The sequence below is a fragment of the Pseudomonas sp. CGJS7 genome, from assembly GCF_036961695.1.
Map to the genome: position 1 here is coordinate 1 of NZ_JBAMDI010000104.1, position 24,044 is coordinate 24,044.

Annotated in this window: 19 protein-coding genes and 1 pseudogene; 13 read left to right on the forward strand and 7 right to left on the reverse strand. The window is 66.7% G+C overall.

The features are described from left to right. The 4 genes and pseudogenes from V7787_RS39395 to trxB all read right to left on the reverse strand — a co-directional run. Positions 1-269: pseudogene (locus V7787_RS39395) on the reverse strand (leucyl/phenylalanyl-tRNA--protein transferase); the annotation flags it as partial. Between the two features lie 127 nt (positions 270-396). Next, positions 397-1,572, reverse strand: coding sequence for a GNAT family N-acetyltransferase (locus tag V7787_RS39400; RefSeq protein ID WP_336093044.1), 1,176 nt, complete (start codon positions 1,570-1,572; stop codon positions 397-399). Next, a complete protein-coding gene (locus tag V7787_RS39405; RefSeq protein ID WP_336093046.1) occupies positions 1,569-2,099 on the reverse strand; it encodes a GNAT family N-acetyltransferase in 531 nt (176 codons plus the stop codon). The genes V7787_RS39400 and V7787_RS39405 overlap by 4 nt, the downstream gene beginning before the upstream one ends. Next, positions 2,099-3,052, reverse strand: a complete 954-nt coding sequence (trxB, locus tag V7787_RS39410) for a thioredoxin-disulfide reductase (protein WP_336093048.1) — start codon at positions 3,050-3,052, stop codon at positions 2,099-2,101. The genes V7787_RS39405 and trxB overlap by 1 nt, the downstream gene beginning before the upstream one ends. Positions 3,053-3,472: 420 nt before the next feature. Here trxB and V7787_RS39415 point away from each other — a divergent pair, with 420 nt between their 5' ends. The 3 genes from V7787_RS39415 (at position 3,473) to lolA (ending at position 8,037) form a co-directional block, all read left to right on the forward strand. Further along, the gene (locus tag V7787_RS39415) at positions 3,473-4,543 is read left to right on the forward strand and encodes an alanine dehydrogenase (protein ID WP_336093050.1); all 1,071 of its coding nucleotides are present in this window, start codon (positions 3,473-3,475) and stop codon (positions 4,541-4,543) included. A gap of 378 nt (positions 4,544-4,921) precedes the next feature. Then, on the forward strand, positions 4,922-7,198 hold the full coding sequence (locus V7787_RS39420) for a DNA translocase FtsK (RefSeq protein ID WP_336093052.1): 2,277 nt from the start codon (positions 4,922-4,924) through the stop codon (positions 7,196-7,198). A 203-nt stretch (positions 7,199-7,401) separates the two neighbouring features. Beyond that, the gene (lolA, locus tag V7787_RS39425) at positions 7,402-8,037 is read left to right on the forward strand and encodes an outer membrane lipoprotein chaperone LolA (protein WP_336093053.1); all 636 of its coding nucleotides are present in this window, start codon (positions 7,402-7,404) and stop codon (positions 8,035-8,037) included. Positions 8,038-8,125: 88 nt separating this feature from the next. On the opposite strand, the gene V7787_RS39430 is transcribed toward lolA, so the two are convergent. Beyond that, on the reverse strand, positions 8,126-8,602 hold the full coding sequence (locus tag V7787_RS39430; protein ID WP_336093055.1) for a GNAT family N-acetyltransferase: 477 nt from the start codon (positions 8,600-8,602) through the stop codon (positions 8,126-8,128). A gap of 313 nt (positions 8,603-8,915) precedes the next feature. Between V7787_RS39430 and V7787_RS39435 the strand changes: the two genes are divergently transcribed. Beyond that, complete coding sequence (locus tag V7787_RS39435) at positions 8,916-9,545, forward strand: hypothetical protein (RefSeq protein ID WP_336093057.1); 630 nt, start codon at positions 8,916-8,918, stop codon at positions 9,543-9,545. A 21-nt stretch (positions 9,546-9,566) separates the two neighbouring features. Here the strand turns inward: V7787_RS39435 and V7787_RS39440 are convergent, their stop codons facing one another. Beyond that, a complete protein-coding gene (locus tag V7787_RS39440; protein ID WP_336093058.1) occupies positions 9,567-11,660 on the reverse strand; it encodes a hypothetical protein in 2,094 nt (697 codons plus the stop codon). 184 nt (positions 11,661-11,844) lie between these two features. Here V7787_RS39440 and V7787_RS39445 point away from each other — a divergent pair, with 184 nt between their 5' ends. From V7787_RS39445 to V7787_RS39455, 3 genes are all read left to right on the forward strand, one after another. Continuing rightward, positions 11,845-13,068 (forward strand): DMP19 family protein, encoded by a 1,224-nt coding sequence (locus tag V7787_RS39445; protein WP_336093059.1) that lies wholly within the window; start codon positions 11,845-11,847, stop codon positions 13,066-13,068. Between the two features lie 234 nt (positions 13,069-13,302). Further along, on the forward strand, positions 13,303-14,589 hold the full coding sequence (locus V7787_RS39450; protein WP_336093080.1) for a replication-associated recombination protein A: 1,287 nt from the start codon (positions 13,303-13,305) through the stop codon (positions 14,587-14,589). Next, complete coding sequence (locus V7787_RS39455) at positions 14,586-14,984, forward strand: fluoride efflux transporter FluC (RefSeq protein WP_336093061.1); 399 nt, start codon at positions 14,586-14,588, stop codon at positions 14,982-14,984. Before V7787_RS39450 ends, V7787_RS39455 begins: the two co-directional genes overlap by 4 nt. 306 nt (positions 14,985-15,290) lie before the next feature. Here V7787_RS39455 and V7787_RS39460 read toward each other — a convergent pair whose 3' ends face one another. After that, positions 15,291-15,503 (reverse strand): hypothetical protein, encoded by a 213-nt coding sequence (locus tag V7787_RS39460; RefSeq protein ID WP_336093064.1) that lies wholly within the window; start codon positions 15,501-15,503, stop codon positions 15,291-15,293. Positions 15,504-15,827: 324 nt separating this feature from the next. Here V7787_RS39460 and V7787_RS39465 point away from each other — a divergent pair, with 324 nt between their 5' ends. The 6 genes from V7787_RS39465 (at position 15,828) to V7787_RS39490 (ending at position 24,038) form a co-directional block, all read left to right on the forward strand. Beyond that, a complete protein-coding gene (locus V7787_RS39465; RefSeq protein ID WP_336093066.1) occupies positions 15,828-16,568 on the forward strand; it encodes a SapC family protein in 741 nt (246 codons plus the stop codon). A gap of 1,058 nt (positions 16,569-17,626) precedes the next feature. Then, the gene (locus V7787_RS39470; protein WP_336093067.1) at positions 17,627-19,219 is read left to right on the forward strand and encodes a ShlB/FhaC/HecB family hemolysin secretion/activation protein; all 1,593 of its coding nucleotides are present in this window, start codon (positions 17,627-17,629) and stop codon (positions 19,217-19,219) included. 95 nt (positions 19,220-19,314) lie between these two features. Next, entirely contained in the window at positions 19,315-21,150 is a 1,836-nt protein-coding gene (locus tag V7787_RS39475) for a DUF2341 domain-containing protein (protein ID WP_336093069.1), read from the forward strand. Then, positions 21,147-21,551: an ExbD/TolR family protein gene (locus V7787_RS39480; protein WP_336093070.1), complete on the forward strand. Its 405-nt coding sequence runs from the start codon at positions 21,147-21,149 to the stop codon at positions 21,549-21,551. Before V7787_RS39475 ends, V7787_RS39480 begins: the two co-directional genes overlap by 4 nt. 16 nt (positions 21,552-21,567) lie before the next feature. Further along, positions 21,568-22,242 carry a TonB family protein gene (locus V7787_RS39485; protein WP_336093071.1) on the forward strand — a complete coding sequence of 225 codons (675 nt, stop codon included), beginning with the start codon at positions 21,568-21,570 and terminating at the stop codon, positions 22,240-22,242. A gap of 68 nt (positions 22,243-22,310) precedes the next feature. Further along, positions 22,311-24,038, forward strand: a complete 1,728-nt coding sequence (locus tag V7787_RS39490; protein WP_336093073.1) for a putative porin — start codon at positions 22,311-22,313, stop codon at positions 24,036-24,038. The last annotated feature ends 6 nt before the right edge of the window (positions 24,039-24,044 follow it).

Consider the following 24,044-nt stretch of genomic DNA (forward strand, 5'->3'; position numbering starts at 1 on the left):
CAATCGCAGCCGCGCAGACCGCGGCGGAACTTCGAAGCCAGGCGCACGCCGTCGGTGCGGAACACCGTGCGCGGGTCCGGACACCACCACAGCAGCGGATAGCCTTCGCTGGGCCAGGGGAAAATGCCGTGGCGGTAAGCGTTGAGCAAGCGCTGGGGCGTGAGATCGCCGCCGACCGCGAGCAACCCGTCCGGATGCGCAAGCGCGCGTTCGCCGGACGGAAACTCGGCGTCGGGATCGGGCGAGAGCAGGATCGGCAGGCGGCGCATTTTTAAGGCGGGGAAAGGCGGGGATCAGGGAGGTGGGGAGCTGTTGGAGCCTAATGCAGAACCCGCCTTCGCGAATGCAACCACAACACAACGCGTTCTTTCCGCTCCGAACTTCCAACCCCGCTTTTCAATCCCCGCTCTTGAACGGCGTATGCCCCGCCAACGTCCGGGCATAACCCCGCACCGAGGCGGCCTCATCGCGACACCACGGGCGCAGCGCGTCGCGGAAGCTGGGGTGGGCGATCCAGTGCCGGCTGCGGACCAGGGTCGGCAGAAAGCCGCGGGCGAGTTTGTGTTCGCCTTGGGCGCCCGGTTCGAACGCGTGCAGGCCTTCGCGCAGGCAGTATTCGATGCCCTGGTAATAGCAGGTTTCGAAATGCAGGCCCGGCAGGTTGGCGTGCGCGCCCCAGTAGCGGCCGTACAAGGTGTCGCCGCCGCGCAGGCACAGCGCGCCGGCGATCGGCTCGCCTTCGCGCTCGGCCAGGAACATCACCAGCGCGCGCGGCATCTCGCGCGCCAGGTGGCGCAGGAAGTCCAGGGTCAGTGCGGCGTGGTTGCCGTATTCGGCGAAGGTGTTGCGGTAGAAGCCGTGCATGGTCGCCAGATCGGCGTCGCTGGCATCGCTGCCTTCGACCACCCGGAACGCCACGCCGGCGCGGGCGACCTTGGCGCGTTCCTGGCGGATGTTCTTGCGGTGCTTGTGATCGAACGCGGCCAGGAATTGGTCGAAGTCCTGCCAGCGCTCGCCTTGCGCGTCGGGCGGGTTGCGCCAGTGGTATTGCACGTCGATGCGTTGCAGCCATTCGCCGTCGGCGGCGTCGCTGTGGAAGCACGCGTCTTCATCGGCGCGATGAAAGTTCACATGCGCCGACGACAGCGCTTGTTTGGCGCACAGCTGAGCCATCGCCGTGACCAACAGCGCGCGGTGTTCGTCCGTGCGCGCCAGCAGGCGCGGCCCGGTGACCGGCGAGTAGGGCACCGCGGTCAGCCATTTGGGGAAGTAGTCGAGTCCGTGCTGGGCGTAGGCGTGGGCCCAGGCGTGGTCGAACACGAACTCGCCGTGCGAGTTCTGTTTCAGATACGCCGGCATCGCCGCGATCGGCGTGTCGCCGTCCCACACGGTCAGATGATGCGGCGTCCAGCCCCAGTCTTCGCGCAGGCAGCCGTGCTGTTCCAGGCCGTGCAGGAAGGCGTGGGCGACGAACGGGTTGTCGCCGTCGTGCAGCGCGTCCCACTGCGCGGGCGCGATCTGCGCGAGCGAGCCGAGCAGGCGGATCGACAGGGAATCGCTGGTTGCGCTCACGGGATCGCGGCGGGCTCCGGCGATGTCGGCGCGAGGTCGTGCGCGGGCGTTTGCGCGAGCCGGCTGTACACCTCGGGATCGTGCTTCTGCATGTGCAGCTCAGGCTGGCTCAGCGCGGTGAAACCGAGTTGGGCGTACAAGGGCTGCATGTCGCGGGTGACCAAATGCCAGCGGCGCAGGTCCTGCAGGCGCGGATCGGCCATCAATTCGGCGACGACCGCGCGGCCCAGGCCGCGGCCGCGTTGCTCCGGCACCACGAACACATCGGCGAGATAGGCGAAGGTCGCTTGATCGGTGACCGCGCGGGCGAAGGCGACCATGCGGCCGTCGAGGTGGGCGCTGCAGCAGATCGAGTTGTCCAGCGCGCGACGCAAGGTCGCGGCGGGAATGCCGGCGGCCCAGTACGACTGGCCAGCGATGAAATCGTGGATCGTGGCGAAATCCAGATCGCCGGGCTCGCTGCTGAAGCGCAGCGAGCCGGCGAGCGCGGGCGAGTCCTGATTGGGAACGTCCGCGCCCTGCGCCATCACGCGTCCTTGTCGAGGAATTTCTCCGCGTCCAGCGCGGCCATGCAGCCGAAACCGGCCGAGGTGATGGCCTGACGGTAGACCTGATCGGCGACGTCGCCGGCGGCGAACACGCCCGCCACCGAGGTCTGGGTGGCGTTGCCGTCCAGGCCGGTCTGAATGGTCAGATAGCCGTTCTTCATCTCCAACTGGCCTTCGAACAGGCTGGTGTTGGGGGTGTGGCCGATGGCGATGAACAAGCCGTGGATCGCCAGCTCCTTGGTCGAGCCGTCCTGCACCGACTTGACCCGCAGACCGGTGACGCCGGCGTCGTTGCCGAGCACTTCGTCGACGGTGTGGTGCCAGACCGGCTCGATCTTGCCGGCCTGGATCTTGGCCTGCAGCTTGTCCTGCATGATCTTCTCCGCGCGCAGGGTGTCGCGGCGATGGACCAGATAGACCTTGCGGGCGATGTTGGACAGATACAGCGCTTCCTCGACCGCGGTGTTGCCGCCGCCCACCACCGCCACGTCCTGATCCTTGTAGAAGAAACCGTCGCAAGTGGCGCAGGCGGACACGCCGCGGCCCTTGAATTCTTCTTCCGACGGCAGGCCGAGGTACTTCGCGGTCGCGCCGGTGGCGAGGATCAGCGCGTCGGCGGTGTATTCGCCGCTGTCGCCGGTCAGGCGGAACGGACGCTTGGACAGATCGGCGCTGTGGATGTGGTCGAACACGACTTCGGTATCGAAACGTTCGGCGTGCGCCTGCATGCGCGCCATCAGGTCCGGACCCATCAGGCCGTGCGCGTCGCCGGGCCAGTTGTCGACCTCGGTGGTGGTCATCAGCTGACCGCCTTGTTGCAGGCCGGTGATGACCAGCGGCTTCAGGTTCGCGCGAGCCGCATAAACGGCGGCGGTCCAACCGGCCGGGCCGGAACCGAGGATGACGACGCGGGAGTGCTTGGTAGGGCTCATGTATATAATCGCGGCCTGTTGGGAATGCGCTGGGCGCGGAAGGAATCGCTCGTTTCGGCCATACGCCGGCGTGTTGAGGATTCCGAAGCAAGACATAGCTTGGAGGCGCGGTCCTGGCAAAACAAGGCGTGGCGGGCGGATGCAACGTTGTGTGCCGGTGGCGTCGAGTCGCATGGCCCGGCGAACCGCCAAATCGCAGCTAGCGTCTTGCCCCGCGCGGGCGTACAAAGGCGGCCGTGCCGGCTTGGCTTCACCCGCGGCGCCGACGCATCCGATGCCCGGTGTCGCGCGCAGAGACCGGTTTCAGATTCAGCAACACCGCTTCACCGCAAGCTCCACCCACACGACAACCGCTAAGACAACTAATGGCTTGGGGCGCCGCATCAGCGGCGTTTTTTCTGGGCCGCACTGGAGATGGCAATGCGTATCGGCGTACCGAAGGAAACCAAGACTCTCGAAGGGCGCGTCGCGCTCGTTCCCGCCGCGGCGGGCGATCTGGTCAATCGCGGCCACGAGGTCTGGCTGGAAAAGGACGCGGGCATCAAGAGCGGCTTCAAGGACAGCGACTACACCCGTCTGGGCGTGAAGATCGCGCCGGACGCCGCCGCGCTGTACGAAAAGGGCGAGCTGATCGTCAAGGTCAAGGAGCCGATCGCCGGCGACCTGCAGCACCTGCGCAAGGATCACCTGCTGTTCTGCTACCTGCATCTGGCCGCCGAGCCGGTGCTGACCAAGCAGTTGCTCGACATCGGCCTGACCGGCGTCGCCTTCGAAACCGTCGAGCTGCCCAACGGCGATCTGCCGCTGCTGGCGCCGATGTCGATCATCGCCGGCAAGATCGGCGTGCAGGTCGGCACCCACCTGTTGCACCAGCCCATGAGCGGCAAGGGCAAGCTGCTCGGCGGCCTGCCGTCGACCGAGCGCGGCAAGGTGGTGGTGTTCGGCGCGGGCCAGGCCGGCGGCGCGTCGGCGGCGTTGGCCGCGGCCGGCGGTTCCAACGTCACCGTGTTCGAAATGCGCCAGGACCGCATGGATCAGATGATGCGCCTGGGCAACAACGTCACCGCGTTGTTCCCGTACGTCGATGTGGTCGCCCGCGAAGTGGCCTCGGCCGACCTGGTGATCGGCGCGGTGCTGGTCACCGGCGCGCGCGCGCCGCACGTGCTGACCCGCGAAATGCTCAAGGGCATGGAAGACGGCAGCGTGGTGGTGGACATCTCCATCGACCAGGGCGGCTGCTTCGAGACCTCGCGTCCGACCACCTGGAAGGAGCCGACCTATGTGGAAGAGGGCGTGACCCACTTCTGCGTGACCAACATGCCCGGCGCGGTGCCGCAGACCTCCTCGCAGGCGATCTGCGCGGCGATCCTGCCGTGGGTCAACAAGCTGGCGGCCGGCAACGAGTGGCGCAACAACCCGGCGCTGGTGCGCGGCATCAACGTCGAAGGCGGCAAGCTGATCCATCCGGCGCTGCAGGGCATGCAGCTGTAACAGCCGGAATGCGGATGGGGGAGTCGGGATCCGGTCGAACCGGGCCCGGCTCGCCGGTCGGGCGGGAGCGTTCGCGCGGGCGGGTGGCATTGAGTGCTACCGTTCGCGGGTCGCTCCCGTTTTTCGTTTAAGCAACAAGGGCTTGGCAGCGGCGCCAGCGCATCCGGGGCGATTGCGCCGGCGGCGGCGGGCGCGTCGGCAATCGCCGCGTTTCGTCACTTTCTTCCCAAATCGTCCGATTCCGCTGTATATTCAAAGACTAACGGTAGCAACCTAAGGCAGCACATCACGGTGGCGTCAGCTCCCACAGCCAGTCGCAAGAAGGTCAAGCCAACCGAAGCGACGGTCAACACACCGTCGCCGAAGCGACAGCGCCTGATGCGCGATATTTCCCTGATCGTCATCGCCCCGCTGCTGCTGTACCTGCTGGCCAGCCTGGTCACCTTCTCTCCGACCGACCCCGGTTGGTCGCATTCCGGCTCAGTCACCGCGCCCTTGCACAACCTCGGCGGGCGCGTCGGCGCCTGGATCGCCGACGTGCTGCTGTACCTGTGCGGCTATGTCGCCTTCCTGCTGCCGGTGATGCTCGGCGCGATCGCCTGGATCGCGCTGTTCGGCATGGACACCGACGGCGACGGCGAAGCGGATCTGGGCCCGGCCTTGCGTCTGGTCGGCATCGTCGGATTCCTGGTCTCGGCCACCGGCCTGCTGCAATTGCGCATGGGCGTGGCGGAAAACTTCTCCGCCGGCAGCGGCGGCATCCTCGGCCAACTGGTCGGGCGCTCGTTGTATTCGGGCTTCGGGCCGGTCGGCGGCAACTTGTTCCTGCTGGCTTTGCTGTTGATCTCGTTCACCCTGGCCACGGGCATTTCGTGGTTCTGGGTGATGGACAAGCTGGGCCAGTGGACGATGGCGCTGGGCCCGGTGCTGAGCAAACTGTTCCGCCGCGGCAGCCAGCAGGCGACCGAATGGCGCCAGACCCAGGTCATGCGCGAGGAGCGCGAGGAAGCGCGCAAGGTCGACACCGAACTGCGGGCCAAGCGCGAGAAGGTCAAGATCGAACCGCCGCCGGCGCCGGTGGTGGAAAAGAGCGAACGGGCCAAGCGCGAAACCCAGATTCCGCTGTTCAACACCGGCGACGGCAGCGGCCTGCCGCCGCTGGCGCTGCTGGACGATCCCAAGCCGCAGCCCAAGGGCTACAGCGAAGAAACCCTGGAAACCCTGTCGCGGCAGATCGAGTTCAAGCTCAAGGATTTCCGCATCGACGCGCAGGTGATGGGCGCCTATCCGGGCCCGGTGATCACCCGCTTCGAAGTGCAGCCGGCGCCGGGCGTGAAGGTCAGCCAGATCAGCTCGCTCGACAAGGACATCGCCCGCGGCCTGTCGGTCAAGTCGGTGCGCGTGGTCGACGTGATCCCGGGCAAGTCGGTGATCGGCCTGGAAACGCCCAACACCACCCGCGAGATGATCTTCCTGTCCGAGCTGCTGCGCTCGAAGGAATACGACAAGTCCGGCAGCCCGCTGACCCTGGCGCTGGGCAAGGACATCGCCGGGCGGCCGACTGTGGCCGACTTGGCGCGCATGCCGCATTTGCTTGTCGCCGGCACCACCGGTTCGGGCAAGTCGGTCGCGGTCAACGCGATGGTGCTGAGCTTGCTGTACAAGGCCTCCGCGAAGGAACTGCGGATGCTGATGATCGACCCGAAGATGCTGGAATTGTCGGTGTACGAAGGCATTCCGCACCTGCTCGCGCCGGTCGTGACCGACATGAAGGAAGCCGCCAACGGCCTGCGCTGGTGCGTGGCCGAGATGGAGCGGCGCTACAAGCTGATGTCGATGGTCGGCGTGCGCAATCTGGCCGGCTTCAACAAGAAGGTGAAGGACGCCGAGGACGCCGGCCAGCCGATGATGGACCCGTTGTTCAAGCCCAATCCGGACTTGGACGAGGCGCCGCGTCAGCTGGAGACCTTGCCGTTCATCGTCATCTTCATCGACGAATTCGCCGACATGATGATGATCGTCGGCAAGAAGGTCGAAGAACTCATCGCCCGTCTGGCGCAGAAGGCGCGCGCCGCCGGTATCCACTTGATCCTGGCCACCCAGCGCCCGTCGGTGGACGTGATCACCGGCTTGATCAAGGCCAATATCCCGACCCGTATCGCCTTCCAGGTGTCGAGCAAGATCGACTCGCGCACCATCCTCGACCAGTCCGGCGCCGAAACCCTGCTGGGCCACGGCGACATGCTGTACCTGCCGCCGGGCACGGCGATGCCCGAGCGCGTGCACGGCGCGTTCGTGTCCGACGAAGAAGTGCATCGGGTGGTCGAGCATCTGAAGGAAATCGGCGGCCGCCCGGATTACATCGAAGGCGTGCTCGACGAAGTGCAGACCATGGGCGACGGCACCGTGGTCGGCGCCACCGGCCTGCCGGAAACCGCCAGCAGCGGCGGCGACGAATCCGATCCGCTGTACGACGAAGCGGTGCGCATCGTCACCGAGACCCGGCGCGCGTCGATTTCCGGCGTGCAGCGGCGCTTGAAGATCGGCTACAACCGCGCCGCGCGTTTGATCGAAGCGATGGAAGCGGCCGGAATCGTGACCCCGCCCGAGCACAACGGCGACCGCAGCGTGTTGGCGCCGCCGCCGCCGAAGTAACCGCGGCGGTGTGCGCGAGCGTTCGTTGCGAAGCAGGCGCCGTTCGAGCCCTCGGGCTTTCAAGCTGAAAGCGCCAGGGGCCCAGCTTCTCGGCCGGTGGTGATATTCGTCCCCGCGGCGGTCAAAATACCTGCCGCCCGGCGTCGATACCGCGTTCAGGATCGCCTGCGCACACTGCCGCCATCGTTGATCAGGAGCTCGCCGTGAACCGTCTCGTCCGCCATGCCGCCATTGCGTTGTCGCTGTCCGCGACCTTGTTCGCCGGCGCCGCCGCCGCCGGCGCCCGCGACGATCTGGGCGCTTTCACCAAGGGCCTGAAGGGCCTGGACGGCCAGTTCGCCCAGCAGGTGTACGACGCCAACGGCAAGCTCAAGGAATCCTCCACCGGCCAGGTCGCGCTGTCGGCGCCGCGCTTGTTCCGCTGGGAATACGTCAAGCCGTACCCGCAGTTGATCGTCGCCGACGGCAAGAAGGTGTGGGTGTACGAGCCGGACCTGCAGCAGGTCAGCGTGCGTCCGCAGGGCGTGGAAGAACAGAACAGCCCGCTGGCGGCGCTGATCGATCCGGGCAAGCTCGATGCGATGTTCGTGGTCAAGGACGCCGGTACGGTTGGCGGCCTCAGCTGGCTGGCGCTGGAGCCGAAGAACCAGGGCGATGCGAGCTTCCGCAACGCCAAGCTCGGCTTCAACGCCGGTGGCCTGGCCAAGATGGAAATCGTCGATGCGCTCGGCCAGAAGACCGAGATCAGCTTCAGCGGCTGGAAGCGCAATCCCAGCTTCCCGGCGACCACCTTCAAGTACAGCCCGGGCAAGGGCGTGGACGTGATCGGCGAGGGCTGAGCGGCTTCGCCGCGCCTGCTTCAGCGAACAAACGACGCGGGCTACGGCCCGCGTTTTCGTTGTGGGCGGTGGCGGTTCGCGATCCGGCTCAAAGTTCTTTTTCGTAGCGGATCGTGGTCAGGCCGCTGTTCCATTCCTCATCCGGGTACTGCGCGACTTCGCGATAGCCCAGGGCCAGATACAGGCCTTGGCTGGCGCTGTTGAAGGTGTCGGTTTCCAGGCTGGCCAGGGCCAGGCCTTCGGCGCGCATCGCCGCTTCCAGCGCCTCCATCAACGCCCGGGCGATGCCGCGGCGGCGGCCGGCGGCGGCGACGTGCAGCGCGTCGACGAAGCCTTCTTCGCGATGGGCGAAGCCGAGGACTGCGCCGTCGATTTCGGCGACGACGAATCGGGCCAGGCTGGTGTCGACGAAGGTTTCGGCGATGCGGTCGCGGTGGTAGGCGTCGATGGCCGCGGCGGTCAGCTGCGGGCGCCAGGTGTCTTCGAAGGTTTCGGCGAGGATCGCCAGGACTGCAGCGCGGTCGTCGGGGCGGGCGGGGCGGAGGGTGAGGGGCGTGGCGGACATGGGGGGCGGTTGGGTTGCGCGTGGATTGGCGAATGAGCGCGATTGTGGGCGTGGCCGTCGCGATGGGGAATGGCCCGGTCGGGCGGCGACGATGATGTCCTTCTCCCGCTTGCGGGAGAAGGTGCCCGACAGGGCGGATGAGGGCGCGCGAATTCTAAGTGGCGACGCAAGCTGCTACTTCGCGTGCCCTCACCCCAACCCCTCTCCCGCAAGCGGGAGAGGGGCTTCATCAGTGCGCGGCGTATGGGAGGCCGCTCGCCCGCGGCTGGCTATGATGCGAGCCTCGAAGGATCGACATAAAGGCCGTGCCGCCATGGAACTCGCCGAACTGCTGCAAAAGATCAACGCAGACATCGATGCGCGTTGCACCGCGATGCGATGGACGCACGATGAGTGGTTGATCCTCACCGTGGAGTTCGAGGAGCCGGATCCGGCCCGCCTGATAGAAGGCCTGGAAGACTTGCGGTTCGCCCACGACTACCGGCAGCGCCGGTTCGAGCTGCATTGCCGCTGGCCGGTCGAAGCCCATTGCCGGATCGGCGAAATCGGTTCGATCGCCTGCGAACGCGAACATCCGCTGTTGCTCGATCACGTCGGCTCGCAATCGCAGTTGTTCTTTTCCTCCGTACCGGAATCGGCCGCCGAGGTTTACTTCACCGCGCACAAGGCCATCGCTTCGGTGCTCAAGCACTGGCGCGATCCGGCCACGGTGCTGTGCCATCCGCCCGAGCGCCTGGAAAGCGCGCTGGCGGCCGGCAACGGCGCCCTGGCGCGCGGTCCCGATGCGGTCATCCAAGCCTTGGAACGGGCGCTGAGCGGTCTGCTGCGGGTCAATGCGGTACCGGTTCAGACGTTCGGCGAGAGAACGCCGAAACTGGCCCTGACCTGGTACCAGCATTGGATCGTCTGCGATTCAGTGGACGTGGTCGAACCGACCGACTGACCCGTCGCCGATCGACGCGGGTCAGTTGATTTCCTTCCAGTGCTCTTCGAGGATCTCGCGCAGCGCGATCGAATCGAACTGATTCATGATGTCGTTGCTCAGCGCCTTGCGTTCATCGGCGCTGAGGTTGGGCGCAGTTTGTTCGAGCTTGCGCTCCACGCTCTCGCGCACCGCCGCGACCGTGGCCTTGTAGATCTCCTCGCTGTCGATCTGTTCGCCGTTGGTGGCTTTCTGGATCAGGTCGACCAGTTTCTTCGAGGCCGGCGTGGTTTCGCTGGACAGCGCCACGTCGATGGTGATGCCCGCGCCGGCGGAGATCGGCAGGGTGGCCAGGGCCAGACCGACGACGATGGTCTTCAAGGCGTCGGCCATCGCGTCGCGTTGATCGCGTTCGTCGATGTCGGCGCGGGTGACGCCGGCCAGGACCAGCGAGTACAGGCCGAAGTCGCTGGCCAGGGCGCCTTGCAGTTCCAGTTTCTTGCCGCCGGCCAGCGCCGCCGGGTCGATCGAGGCCAGACCGCCCTCCTTGAACAGACGCGCGGCTTCGTTGAACAAGGTCTTCATCGCCTGCGGATCGGAGTTGAGCACGGCCATGAAATCGGTCAGTTGATCGACCGTCAGCTCCGGATTGAGGCCCAAGGTGCCGGCGGGCAGGGGCGGAATCGGGTACTGGTCCGAATACTCCTGCGCCTGCTTGTTCGCCGCCCACGGCAGGTAGTTCTTGAACTGCTCGGCCATCGACTGGGCCAGCGCCGGGTTGTCGTTGACCAGGCTGCGGAAACCCTTGTCGCCGCCGGCCTGGATCAGCGCGGTCCAGGCCTTTTGCTGGGTGGAGGCATCGCCGGCGCCGGGTTTGAGCGCCGCGCCCAGCGCGCGCGCCAGGTCTTGTTGGTAATCGGTGCCGCGATCGGGGCCGAGCACGTCGCGGTTGAACAACTGCTTGAACGCGTTCGGATCGGCCAGCAGTTCTTGCAGCACCTGCGGGTGCTGGTCCATGCCGACCATCAATTGCTGGATCGCGAAGTTGCCCAGCGGCGTGCCGGCCGGGCCGTCGATCAGTTTGCCCATCGCGTCGCGGATCATGCCGTCGGTCTGCGGCGCCGAGCGCAGGAACAGGGCCAGTTCGGCGGTGCCGCTTTCCAGCAGCGATTGCTTGATGTCGCTGGGCAGCACGCCGCCGCGATCGGCGGTGGCCACCAACTGCGCCAGCGGGCCGAAGTATTCCTTCACGAAATCGAAATTGCCCGGAGTGATGTACGGGTTATCGCCGCGGATCTCCGGATAGAAGCTGTTGACGATCTCCTTGAGATTGCCGCCGCCGAGCGCCTTCAGCGCCGCCTCGGCATAGACCGAATCGCCGCCGTTGGCGCGCAGGTCGTCCAAGGCGGTGCGCAGCGCTTCGCGTTTGGCGTGGTAGTCCGAACGCTGCGGGTCGCTGGCTTCGTACTCTTTCCAGGCGCGTTCCACCGCGTCGCCGTCGCTCTTGCCGACTTGCTCCTTCCAGCCGCGCAGTTCCTGGTTGCCGCTCAGTTGCTGCTGCGCTTCCGGCGAGAGTTTCGGCAGCTCATCGCGCACATACGCCAGCGCCTTGCGCGGGTCGTTGAGGGCGCGGGCGACATCGAGGGTGGAGTTCACTTCGAAGTCGATCTTCAGCTCGCGCACGGCGGCTTCGACGTCGGCCTTCATCTGCGGATTGTCGGCATAGCGCTCGGCGATGGCCTTGCCGTAGTGGTCGATGGTGCTCTTGTCGTAGACCGCGCCGGTCGGGCGGGCGTCGAACTCGCGCTGATAGCCGGCCTTGATCTCGGCGTCTATCGCTTGCTTGAGCTCGCCGCGGGTCTTGTCGATTTGCTGCTCGTAACCCGAGCGGGTCTGCTGCAGCTCCGGATCGTTCTTGACCTGCTGGCTGGTGAAGACGCGGTTGAAACCGTCGAGGTTGTCCTGCGCCTGCTGGTAGTTGCGGCCGGCCTCGGCCACCTTGGCCGCTTCCGGCGATTGCGCGGCCGGTGCGGCGGCGTCGGGCTTGGCCGCCGCTTGCGGAGCGGCGGCGTTTTGTTCGGTATTGGTCTGCGGCGGAAGCAGCGGGCGATTCGGGCGTATGCCGTCGGGATACATGACGTAAATCTCGACCAGGGGATGACCGCGATTACAGTGTGTTTTTGCGCCAGCGCACAGCTAGGGCTGGCCCTGGGATGGACCTGTTCAAGCTCCGGCCCGGCCGGACGCCGTCTCAGGCCGCCGCGATCCCGGTGCCGGCATCGAGCGCATCCGGACACCGGCTTCCTCTAGACTCGGGCGGATGAACCTGCCGCGCATCGATTGGTCCGGTTTGCTGGAAGCCGCGCCTTACTTCAATTCAGCCTTGATCGACACGGTCGACCCTGAACGGGCGGCGCAGTTGCCGCCGCTGCCGCGCGCGGCCTGGTACTGGGACGTGTTCAACGGCGAAGTCAGCAACGGCGGCTTTACCCAGTACCTGTTCAACCAGGGGCTGAGCCTGCCGGCGTTCGAACAGGTGCCCGAGTTCATCGCCGCGCATCCGCAGTTGCAGGAGGCCTTGCCGTTCGTGCAGCTCGCCCACCAGGCGTGGGCGGAGCTGCGGCCGCAGTTCGAACAGGCGCGCCGCCGCGACGAATGGCCCGAGCGGTTGTTCGCCGACCACGCCGAGCGCTTCGAGGCGGCGCAGCAGGCGTTCTTCGCGCTCAATCACGGCATCGCCTGCCGCATGCACGGCGCGATCGTGCAGGCGCCGCACGAGTATTTCCGGATCGAGCCCATCGACGGCGTGCCCGAGCGCGGCGTGGCGCATGTGCGGGCGCGCGAGGGCTGGCATCGGCTGCGCTTCAAGGACGGCTTCCCGGTCGGGCCGAACCTGCTGGAAACCCCGGAAGGGCAATGCGACGTGGTCTGGTTCAGCGACGACCGCGGCACCGTGGAAAGCGAACGCGGCGGTTATGGCCGGCATGCCCGGCAATGGCTGCATTTCGCCAGCCTGACCAGCGCCTCGATGGATTTCGAAGCCGGGCGCCTGCGCGTGCATCAGAACCAGCGCGCCTTGTGGGAGCGGCACGGGCTCGGTCAGCGTTTCTCCGCCGACGGGTCGGTCCAGCAGCAAGACCTGCATCTGCGCGGCGAGGAACTGTTGTGCGAGTTCTTCGACCGCGACGGCGGCCTGAACCTGCGGATCGAAGCGGCCGAGCAGGGCAAGCGGCGCCTGCGCTTCTGGCCGGACGGCGCGCTCAATGTCGAATCGTTCGAAGACCCGGACGCCGGAGCGACGCGATATCTACGCTGTCTGGACCGCGATGGCACCGACTTGGCGCCCGGCGGCGACGGCCGTTTGCTGGAGCTGATCGAGGAAACCCCGCGCCGTCGCCTGTGGCTGGAAGGGCGTTTGCGCGAGGGCTTGCTCGACGGCGATTTGCGCCGGATCGAACTGACCTTCAGAGACGGCAGCCAGCGCGAGATCTCGCGTACCCGCTATGTGCGCGGGGTGGAGTCGGCGCAGGACGTTCCGGCCTGAGCGGCGGCGCCCGCGATCCGGCGCGGCGGCTGCCATCGGCCAGGTTTGCGAAGTCCAGCGAATCAAGGGTTTAACCCTCGCCACGGCTCGGCGCGGGCGCGATCTTGGTATCGTGTGGCCGATACCCCGCCTGGATTCAGCGCCTCAGTGGCCCGTCGAAACGCCCCGTCCGCCCAGGACTCTCCCGACTTGCTCAGCGTCGACCGCGAAGGCCTGCGGCCGCTGGCCGAGCGCATGCGGCCGCGCAGCATCGACGAAATGGTCGGCCAGCGCCGGCTGCTGGCGCCCGGCTCGGCGCTGCGCCGGGCGGTGGAATCCGGACGCGTGCATTCGATGATCCTGTGGGGCCCGCCGGGCTGCGGCAAGACCACCCTGGCGCTGCTGCTGGCGCGCTACGCCGATGCCGAGTTCAAGGCGATCTCGGCGGTGCTGTCGGGTTTGCCCGAGGTGCGGCAGGTGCTGGCCGAGGCCGCGCACCGTTTCGCCGACGGCCGCCGCACGGTGTTGTTCGTCGATGAGGTGCACCGCTTCAACAAGACCCAGCAGGACGCGTTCCTGCCGCATATCGAGCGCGGCACCATCGTGTTCGTCGGCGCCACCACCGAGAACCCGTCGTTCGAACTCAATTCGGCGTTGTTATCGCGCTGCCGGGTGCACGTGATGGAGGCGGTCTCGCCGGAAGACATCCGCCAGACCCTGCGGTTCGCGCTGCAAGACACCGAGCGCGGCCTGGGCGAGCAGAACATCCAGGTCGAGGACGAACTGCTGTTGCAGATCGCCACCGCCGCCGACGGCGACGTCCGCCGCGCGCTGACCTTGCTGGAAATCGCCGCCGAACTGGCCGCCGATGAGGACGGGCGGATCACCGCGGCGACCTTGGCCCAGGTGCTGGCCGACCGCACCCGCCGTTTCGACAAGGGCGGCGAGCAGTTCTACGACCAGATCTCGGCGCTGCACAAATCCGTGCGCAGCTCCAATCCCGATGCGGCGCTGTACTGGTTCGCGCGCATGCTCGACGGCGGCTGCGACCCGCACTATCTGGCGCGCCGGCTGACCCGGATGGCGGTGGAGGACATCGGCCTGGCCGACCCGCGCGCGCTGCAGATGGCGGTCGACGCCTGGGAGACCTACGACCGGCTCGGCAGCCCCGAGGGCGATCTGGCGCTGGCGCAGGTGGTGATCTATCTGGCCAGCACCGCCAAATCCAACGCCGCTTATGCCGCCTTCAACGCGGCCAAGGCCGATGTCGGCCAGTACGGCACCCAGGACGTGCCGCTGCATCTGCGCAACGCGCCGACCAAGCTGATGAAGCAATTGGGTTACGCCAAGGGCTATCAGTACGACCACGACGCGGCCGGCGGCATCGCCCTGGATCAGACCGGGTTTCCCGATGCGATGGGCGAGCGGGTGTATTACCAGCCGGTCGAGCGCGGGCTGGAGATCAAGCTCGGCGAGAAGTTGAATCGGTTGCGGGCGCAGCGGGCGCAGGCGCGTGGCGAGGGTAGCGAGGTGCAGGAATGAGTTCGACGTGGATGCAATTGCTCGCGGTCGGCCTGGGCGGTGCGATCGGCACGCTGCTGCGCCACGGCGCCAACCTGCTGCTGCCGCGCGCGCCGGCGCCGTGGCCGGCGGCCTCGACCCTGTGCGTCAACATCGTCGGCTGCCTGTGCGCGGGTTTGCTGCTGGTCTGGCTGGGCGGACGCGAGGACGCCGATTTCTGGCGCGCGGTGCTGCTGACCGGCGTGCTTGGCGGCCTGACCACGTTCTCGGCGTTCGGCGTGGATCTGCTGGCGCTGCTGCGCGCGGCGCGTTACGACTGGTTGTTGCTGACCGTCGCCGCGCATGTCGGGTTGGGGTTGCTGGCGATCGTGCTGGGGTGGAAGCTGGGGCAGTGGTGGTGGCCGGGTAGGGTGTAGGCGCGAGCGAACCTTGCGCGCGCGTTCCCGGCAGGAACGTCATCCCCCAGGAACGTCGTCCTCCAAGAACGCCATCCCCCAGGAACGTCGTCCTCCAAGAACGTCATCCCCAAGAACGTCATCCCCGCGAAGGCGGGGATCCAGGGCTTCATCGCGACATGGCTCTGAAGGCTCTGGATCCCCGCCTTCGCGGGGATGACGTTCTGGTAGGAGCGAGGGATGACGTGCTGGTAGGACCGCGGCATGACGCGCTGGTAGGACCGCGGAACGACGGGATGAGAGCGAAAGCCGGCCTGCAGCCGCCCGTCACTCCACCCGCGGCGCAGCCGGCAGCCGGCTCATCCGCAACACCTCATCGCTGGGCGCCGACGACTTGTTGGCCAGCACCTGCTGCAACGACTCCACCTCGGCCCAGACCATGTGCTGCAAGGCCTGCAGCAGCGTGGTTCCGGCGTCGGACAGGCTCAGCCGGCCGTCGTGGCTCAGGGCCAGGCCGTCCTCGATCAAGGCGTGTTTCATATGGCTGGTTTCCGGTTGCACCCCACGCTGCAGCCCCACCAGGACGCTCAGCAGAGCGTGCTCTCGCAGTGACACTTTGAACAAAGTCTTTCCCCCAATCGCGCCGGCACCTGTGTTTTGTGTGCCTGAAATCACGATATGGGATGGGATGTGATGACAGTTTTGACAGGCGGCGGTGCAAGTGAAAGTGGCGTTCACGCCGGGTCGTCAGTACGGTGATCACGGCTTGTAACTGTCATCGGGATCGCGCATCTTCACCGCCGCGCACCTCAACGCCGCACCCGCCCGGACCGCCGCGCGGCCGCCACCAGGAATCGGACCTCCATGCTGATCTACGACAAAGTCGTACCGCTCAACCGCCACACCCACCGCCGCCTGCGCCTGCGCACGTCGCATCACGACGCCCGTTTCGCCGCCGAGCTCAATTCGGTGCCGCTGACCACGGTCGAGTTCCCGCACGCCGCCGGCGAATACGCGATCGTGTTCGCGCGGTTGGAGAACGGCGATTTCCTGCCGGCCGTGGTGGTGGGGCTGCGCAATCAACAGAATCTGTACGTGGATGAGAACGCGCGTTGGAAGCGCGGCTACGTGCCGGCGTTCCTGCGCCAGTACCCGTTCATGCTGGCCGAGGACCGCGACAGCGGCACGGTCACGGTCTGCATCGATGTGGCCTACGACGGTTTGTCGGAGCAAGAGGGCGACGCGCTGTTCACCGAAAGCGGCGAAGACGGCGAGACCCTGGGCCGGGCGATGGGCTTCCTGCAGGAACTGCACGGCGAGTTCAAGCGCACCGCTTCGTTCACCGCCAAGCTCAAGGAACTGAACCTGCTGGATCAGCAGGTGATCCGTTTCGGCGGCGAAGGCGAGCCGCAGCGCGAGCTGGGCGGGGTGCATGTGGTGTCCGAGGAGCGTCTGCAACAGCTGACCGATGAGCAGGCGGTGGATCTGTTCAAGAGCGGCGCGCTGGGCCTGATCTACACCCACCTGTTGTCGATGCGCAATCTGGATCGGCTGTCCGAGCTGGCTCAGCAGCAGGCGGCAGCGCCGGCGGCTGCGGCTAACTGAGCGGCAGGGACCGGATAGGGACAAGGGCCGGTCGATTCGGCCGGCCTTTCTACGCGGCCGCAACGGTCGCGTTGGATGCCCGGTAAGCGGTAGCGACCGGGCAAGTGCTTCGCCAAGGGCGACGCTCGTGTTTCCCCGAAGCCGTTATTCCTGCGAATCCCCCAAGCCGTTGTTCCCGAGTTTCCCCAAAGCCGTTGCTCCCACGAACCCCCAAAGCCGTCATTCCCGCGAACGCGGGAATCCAGTGCCTTTGAATGCGACTGCACGAAAGTCGCTGGATTCCCGCGTTCGCGGGAATGACGGCTTGTAGGGACAACGGCGGCTCGTAGGGACCACGACGGCTTGTAGGGGCAACGACGGCGACGGCTCGTGGGGGCAACGACGGCTTGTAGGCGCGCGGTCGCGGCCTTGCTAATCGATAAGGCCTGCGGCCCGCAATTCCGATGTCGCATCGATTGCCGCGATATGTCAGCGCCGCCGAGCCCGCCGCTTGCCTCTCTCAACGCCAGCCGCCGCACAAGAGCGCTGACGAAGCGCTGCCGTCGCCGCCCATGACAAGGTTCGATCCGCTTTTCGATTGCGAACGCATCAACCGCTCGGCATCGGCAAGCGATTCGCGGTGCTGCCAATCTTCGCTTGCGCATCGTTGGCGCGAACGGTTTCGTAGCCGCTCGCGTACTGCGTCGTTGCATATCGAAAAACTCGAACGCATCGCACCGCGCGCAACGTCGCGCGCATCGGATCGACGCGTCGCCGACCGAATCACCGCGCACCGAGACGATCGCCAGACTCGCACAACTTCAACGCGCGACATTTCTCACCTGTGTGATACCGCTCATGCGCAGATGAGATGACACGCGACCGCGTCTGCAATTCTCAAGTCATCGCCGCGTCTTGTGACAAACGAGCGCGTCGCTTGACAGCAGCGTGACCAAATTCGTGTTCCTTTCTGTGCCTTGTCATGCAGTAGTTCCACCATCGTCACATAGCGCACCTAACGTGGCGCCGTCTGCCGACCCCGACCGCCGGGCCGGCGCAACAGGGATGGTTCCGGGTCGATGCATCTACGCCTCATCGCAGCCGTTGGTCTGACTCTGCTCGGACCGGCGGGCCTGCACGCGCAGGAAACTCCCTCGAACACGCAGGGCGCAGCGGCGCCGGTGCGTTTCGATGTGATGGCTTATCAAGTGCTGGGCAACACCCAACTGGCCACTATAGATATCGAGAAGGCGGTGTATCCGCACCTGGGCCCGCAGCGCAGCGAGCAGGACGTGGAAGCCGCGCGCGCGGCGCTGCAGGCCTTGTACGAGCAGCGCGGCTTTCCCACGGTCAGCGTGGCGATTCCGGAACAGGACGCATCGGCCGGCTTGATCACGCTGCAGGTCAACGAACAAAAAGTCGGCCGCCTGCGGGTCAACGGCGCCGACTATTTCTCGCCCGACGACATCGAACGCCAGGCGCCGTCGCTGGCCGCGGGCAAGGTGCCCAACTTCAAGGACGTGCAGCGCGATATCGCCGCGTTGAATCAGTTGCCCGATCGCCGGGTGACCCCGGAGATCAAGGCCGGCGCCACGCCGAATACGATCGATGTGGATCTCAACGTCGAAGATTCGCTGCCGCTGCACGGCTCGCTGGAACTCAACAACCGCAACAGCGCCAACACCACCGATCAGCGCCTGGCCGCGAGCGTGCGCTACGACAATCTGTGGCAGCGCGGCCACAGCGCCAGCCTGTCGATGCAGACCGCGCCGCAGCGGCGCGAGGACGCCGAAGTGTTCTCGGCCTCGTACCTGGCCCGGTTCGGCGGTTCGCCGTACTCGCTGCTGGGATACGCGGTGCGCAGCAAGAGCGACATCGCCGTGGTCGGCGATCTCAACGTCATCGGCAACGGCACCCTGGCCGGTCTGCGCCTGATGCGCTCGTTCGCCGCACGCCCCGGGTTCTTCCACTCGCTCAGCCTGGGCGTGGACTACAAGGATTTCAACGAAGCGCTGGTGCAGGGCGCCGACCGCGGTTCGGTGCCGATCGAATACTTCCCGCTCAGCGTCAACTACAACGCCGATTGGGTGAAGGAGCATTCGGTCAGCGATCTGGCGCTGTCGGCGGTGTTCAACCTGCGCGGGGTCGGCGACGGCCGCGCCGCGTTCGACGCCAAACGTTATCAGGCCCAGCCCAACTTCTTCTATCTGCGCGCTTCCGGCTCGCACACCTGGAAGTTCGCCAACGACGCGCAGCTGATGCTGCGCCTGCAAACCCAATTCGCCGGCGAGCCGCTGATCAGCAACGAGCAATTCAGCATCGGCGGCCTGGACAGCGTGCGCGGCTACTACGAATCCGAAGCGCTCGGCGACATGGGCGGGGCGGCGACCGTGGAAGCGCGCACGCCCTCGTTCGCCGATTCGCTCGGCTCGGCGCTGCAGGAACTGCGCCTGCGCGCGTTCGTCGACGCCGGCTACGCGCGCATCAACGATCCGCTGCCCGATCAGCTGCGCAGCGAAACCTTGGTCAGCGCCGGCGTCGGCGCTTCGCTCAAGGCGTTCGGACATTTGAACGGCTCCATCGACGTCTCCCATCCCTTGTCCAGCCCGAACGGCAAGGACCGCAAGCCCGATTCGGTCGAAGTCGGCGTGCGGGTGTGGGGCGAGTTCTAAGCAGTCGCTGCAACGGCCGGCGCCGCTTGGGCGCGGCCGTGGATGGCCGCTTCCGCTTCGCGCGGGGCGTACCGAAAACCTCTGGGGAAAGTGTCGTGACTCAATTGCGCGTGTTGCTGGCCTGTTTGTTCCTGTCGCTGATCTCGCTGCCGGTGTCGGCGGCGTCGTGGTGGGACGGGAAATGGAATTACCGGGCCAAGATCGATCTCAACACCACCTCGGCCGGCGCCGCGGTCGCCGAGCCGGGCGGGCGCGCGCAGATCCTGGTGCGCCTGCATTCGGGCAACTTCAATTTCGCCGACGCCAAGGAAGACGGCAGCGACGTGCGTTTCCTCGCCGCCGACGACCGCACGCCGCTGAAGTACCACTTCGAAAAATACGACGGGCTGGTCGATCAGGTCGCGCTGGCCTGGGTCGATCTGCCCAATCTGGAAGCCAATGCGGCTTCCTCGATCTATGTCTACTTCGGCAACCCCGAAGCGACCCCGGGCGGCGACGCCAAGGGCAGTTACGACGCCGACAGCGTCGCGGTCTACCACTTCGCCAATCAGGGCGCGGCCGGCAACGACCAGACCGCTTACGCCAACAACGCGCAGGCGCCGTTGAGCCTGGCCGAATCGGCGTTGATCGGTTCGGGCCTGCAGTTGAACGGCCAGCAGCCGGTCAACGTGCCGGCATCGTCCTCGCTCAATCTCGCCGCGGCGCAGCCGTTGACCTTGTCGGCGTGGATCAAGCCCACCGGCGCCAACGTCACCGGCGTGATCGCCTCGCTGCCGGGCGCACTGACGCTCGGCATCGAGTCCGGCGTGCTCTACGCCGAAACCACCGGCGCCGCCGGCCCGCTGCGCACCTCCGCCGGCGCGCCGATCACCGGCGAAGGCTGGGCGCACGTCGCGGTGCGCGCGGCCGACAACAAACTCAGCGTCTACCTCAACGGCGCGCCGGTCGGCGAAGTCGTCGCGGCGTTGCCGGCGGCCAATGCCGGTTTGAGCATCGGCGGCGAGCGCGCCACCGACGCGGCCGCGGCGCGGCCCAACTTCATCGGCCTGATCGATGAGCTGCAACTGTCCAAGACCGCGCGTCCGGTCGGCCTGATCCAGGCCGCCGCGCACAGCCAGGGCCTGGACGCGCGTTTGCTGACGTTCCAGCCGGTCGAGCAACGCTCCGGCGACGGCGGCCACAACTACTTCGGCATCTTGTTCAGCGCGCTCACCGTCGACGCCTGGATCGTGATCGTGATCCTCGGCTTCATGGCCGCGATCTCGTGGTGGGTGATGATCGGCAAGGGCCTGTTCGTCAACACCACCGCCAAGGCCAACGAGCGCTTCCTGCACGCGTTCCGCAAGTACGCCGGCGAGTATCCGCTGCACGATCTGGCCTGGGTCAAGGGCGCCGAGGGCGAGGGGCCGCTCAACGGCGAGAAGTCGAATCTGGCGCGCTTGCTGGCGATCGGCCTGGATGAGTTGCGCAACCGCGTCGCCGCCGGCGGCGGACGTTCGGTGGTGCGGCCGCAGTCGATCGCCGCGATCCGCTCGGCGCTGGACGCCGCCGCGGTGCGCGAAGGCCAACGCTTGAACAAGCTGATGGTGCTGCTGACCATCGCCATCTCCGGCGGCCCGTTCCTGGGCCTGCTCGGCACCGTGGTCGGCGTGATGATCACCTTCGCCGCGGTGGCCGCGGCCGGCGATGTCAACATCAACGCGATCGCGCCCGGCATCGCCGCGGCCTTGCTGGCGACGGTGGCGGGGCTGGCCGTCGCGATCCCGGCGCTGTTCGGCTACAACTATCTGCTCAGCCGCACCGAAGCCATCGGCGCGGACATGCAGGTGTTCGTCGACGAACTGGAAAAGCGCATCGCCGAGGATTACGCCGGCGACGCACCGCTGCCCGCGCATCTGGCCCGCAGCGTGTCGACGGAGACGCTGCCGTGAAGGTGCAGGGCAAGAAGCCTTACGACGACATCAACATCACGCCGATGCTGGATCTGGCGTACGTGCTGCTGGTGATCTTCATCATCATGACCACCGCGGCGGTGCAGGGGATCAAGGTCGATCTGCCCAAGGCCAGCGCCAGCCAGCCCTTGTCGGAGCCCAAGACCAAGGTCATCGCCATCGACAACGCCGGCCAGATCAGCATCGACGCGGTGCCGGTCAGCATGAGCGAGCTGGAACAGCAACTGCGCAACGCGCTGGCCAACGACGCCGAGCTGCCGGTGATCCTGCGCGGCGATCGCGCCGTGCAGTACGAAAAGGTCATGGCGGTGTTGGACCTGTGCAGCAAGCTGGGCATTTCCTCGATCGGACTGGCGTCGCAGCGCCAGGCCGCGGGTTGAGCGGGCGGATACGCGCATGCCCGAGCCCATCAGCTATGGCCGACCGTCCAAACGCTCGCGCGCGCTCGGCGTGCTCGGGGCGCTGGGCGTGTTCGCCGTGCTCGCGTGGTTGGTGTGGTCGCTGATGCAGGACCACCGGCCGGCGCCCAAGCGCACGCCGCCGCGCATCACCCAGGTGATCCTGCCGCCGCCGCCCCCTCCGCCGCCTCCGCCGCAACCGGAGAAAGTGCAGGACGAGCCCAAGCCGGTCGAGAACACGCCGTTCGAATCGATCGAGCCGCCCAAGGAAGACTCGCCCGAACCGCCCGGCGATCCGCTGACCGCCGACGCCGGGCCGGGCAATAACGAGTTCGGCCTGCAAGCCGGCACCGGTGGCGGCGGCACCCGCATCGGCGGCAAGGGCGGTGGCGGCAATCCGTATGCGGGTTATGCCGCGATGGTCCAGCGCACCGTTCAGCAGTACCTGCAACAGAGCGAGAAAACCCGCAAGGGCCGCTACAGCGCGACGGTGGCGATGTGGTTGAACGCCGACGGCACGATCCAGCGCTCGCAGGTGATCGCCGGCACCGGCAAGGCCGAACTGGACGCGGCCATCGTTGCGGCGTTGCAGGGACGCGCGTTGCCGCAGGCGCCGCCGACGGACATGCCGCAACCGATCAACTTGCGCATCGGCGCGATGTCGCCGGGATGAGCGGGCCGGACTGCTTGCTTGGAATGGCGCGCGCAGCGCCGGAACTTCTTCAATTCAGGACTCAACGCATGACCGCTTCGACCGCTACCCATCGCCGCTTCGTACTCAGCGCCCTGACCCTGGCGCTGACCGCGCTGTGCGCCGCGCCCGCGCTGGCCGCGCCGCCGGTGGACGCATCGAAGATCAGCCCGGAGGTCACCCTCAAGCTCATCGATTTGTTGGTGGCCAAGGGCGTGATGACCCGCGAGCAAGCCGACGACATGATCGCCGAAGCCAGCGCCAGCGCCGCGGCCAAGCCGGCCAGCGTGGCCGCGCAGCCGGCGTATCAAACAGCGCCGGGCGCGGTGGTGGTGCCGTACATCCCCGAGGTGGTGCGCCAGCAGATCAAGGACGAACTGCGCGCCGAAGTCACCCAGCAGGCCAAGAGCGAAGGCTGGGCGGCGCCGGGCGCGTTGCCGGAATGGACCCAGCGGATCAGCTTCTACGGCGATCTGCGCGCGCGCGCCGAGGACGTGCTCAACGACGGCGAGAACTACCGCGAGTTCCCCAACTTCGCCGCGCTCAACAGCGGCAGCGGCTACGACGTCGCCGATCCGGCGTCCAACCCGGTGCCGTACGTCAACACCACCAAAAATCGCGGCCGCATGCGTTTGCGCGCGCGCTTAGGGATGCACGCGCAGATCGCCGACTGGGTCGAGGCCGATCTGCGCCTGGCCACCGGCAGCGACCGCAGCCCGGTGTCGACCAATCAGACCCTCGGCGCCGGCGGCAACTTGTCCAAGTACTCGCTGTGGCTGGATCGCGCCTACATCCGGCTCAAGCCCAGCGACTGGCTCAGCGCCGACATCGGCCGCACCGCCAATCCGTTCTGGACCAGCGAGCTGCTGTTCGACAACGACCTCAATTTCGACGGCGTCGCCGTGCAGACCCGGTTCGAGCACAGCCCGACGTTCAAGTCGTTCGTCAACCTCGGCGCGTTCCCGGTGTTCAACACCGACTTCGATTTCGGCTCGACCCAGAAGCAGGACAAGCAGAGCAGCCGCGACAAGTGGCTGTACGGCGTGCAGGCCGGCGCCGACTGGGCGTTCAGCGACGACATGTCGCTGAAGCTGGGCCTGGGTTATTTCCTGTTCGACCGGCTCAACGGCGAGTTCTCTTCGCCGTGTCTGGCGCCGACTTCCAAGGACGTGTGCGATACCGACCTGTCGCGTCCGCAGTTCCAGCAGTTCGGCAACACCGCGTTCGCGATCCGCAACATCGTGCCGGCCACCGGCGCGCCGAACGGCCCGCAGTTGCAGTACTTCGGTTACGCCAGCGAGTTCGGCGTGGCCAACCTGCACGCCGCGCTGGAAATCGCCAGCTTCGATCCGGTCAAGATCGTTTTCGAGGCCGACGTGGTCAAGAACCTGAAGTACGACGCCGCCAAGATCCGCGCGCTCGGCCCGTTGAACAACTACAAGCCGAATCTGGACCCGGCCGACACCACCGCGATTTTCGACGGCGGCGACATGGGCTACTACGTCAACTTGCTGGTCGGCCAACCGAAGATCGCCAAGGCCTGGGACTGGAACGCCAGCATCGGCTACAAGCGGGTCGAATCCGATGCGGTGCCGGATGCGTTCACCGATTCGGATTTCCACCTCGGCGGCACCAACGCGCGCGGTTTCATCGTCGGCGGTTCGCTCGGTCTGGCGCGCAACACCTGGCTGGGGCTGCGTTGGCTCAGCGCCAACGAAGTGACCGGCCAGCCGTATTCGGTCGACGTGGTCCAACTCGACCTCAACGCCCAATTCTGAGCCGGG

What these genes read in the sequence shown, in the direction of transcription:
- V7787_RS39435 (WP_336093057.1), top strand. Translation starts at nt 8,916, where the DNA reads ATGGAACTCGCCGAACTGCTGCAAAAGATCAACGCAGACATCGATGCG.
- V7787_RS39465 (WP_336093066.1), top strand. Translation starts at nt 15,828, where the DNA reads ATGCTGATCTACGACAAAGTCGTACCGCTCAACCGCCACACCCACCGC.
- V7787_RS39455 (WP_336093061.1), top strand. Translation starts at nt 14,586, where the DNA reads ATGAGTTCGACGTGGATGCAATTGCTCGCGGTCGGCCTGGGCGGTGCG.
- V7787_RS39405 (WP_336093046.1), bottom strand. Translation starts at nt 2,099, where the DNA reads ATGGCGCAGGGCGCGGACGTTCCCAATCAGGACTCGCCCGCGCTCGCC.
- V7787_RS39450 (WP_336093080.1), top strand. Translation starts at nt 13,303, where the DNA reads ATGCGGCCGCGCAGCATCGACGAAATGGTCGGCCAGCGCCGGCTGCTG.
- V7787_RS39440 (WP_336093058.1), bottom strand. Translation starts at nt 11,660, where the DNA reads ATGTATCCCGACGGCATACGCCCGAATCGCCCGCTGCTTCCGCCGCAG.
- V7787_RS39415 (WP_336093050.1), top strand. Translation starts at nt 3,473, where the DNA reads ATGCGTATCGGCGTACCGAAGGAAACCAAGACTCTCGAAGGGCGCGTC.
- V7787_RS39485 (WP_336093071.1), top strand. Translation starts at nt 21,568, where the DNA reads ATGCCCGAGCCCATCAGCTATGGCCGACCGTCCAAACGCTCGCGCGCG.
- V7787_RS39430 (WP_336093055.1), bottom strand. Translation starts at nt 8,602, where the DNA reads ATGTCCGCCACGCCCCTCACCCTCCGCCCCGCCCGCCCCGACGACCGC.
- V7787_RS39490 (WP_336093073.1), top strand. Translation starts at nt 22,311, where the DNA reads ATGACCGCTTCGACCGCTACCCATCGCCGCTTCGTACTCAGCGCCCTG.
- trxB (WP_336093048.1), bottom strand. Translation starts at nt 3,052, where the DNA reads ATGAGCCCTACCAAGCACTCCCGCGTCGTCATCCTCGGTTCCGGCCCG.
- V7787_RS39445 (WP_336093059.1), top strand. Translation starts at nt 11,845, where the DNA reads ATGAACCTGCCGCGCATCGATTGGTCCGGTTTGCTGGAAGCCGCGCCT.
- V7787_RS39470 (WP_336093067.1), top strand. Translation starts at nt 17,627, where the DNA reads ATGCATCTACGCCTCATCGCAGCCGTTGGTCTGACTCTGCTCGGACCG.
- V7787_RS39460 (WP_336093064.1), bottom strand. Translation starts at nt 15,503, where the DNA reads ATGAAACACGCCTTGATCGAGGACGGCCTGGCCCTGAGCCACGACGGC.
- V7787_RS39420 (WP_336093052.1), top strand. Translation starts at nt 4,922, where the DNA reads ATGCGCGATATTTCCCTGATCGTCATCGCCCCGCTGCTGCTGTACCTG.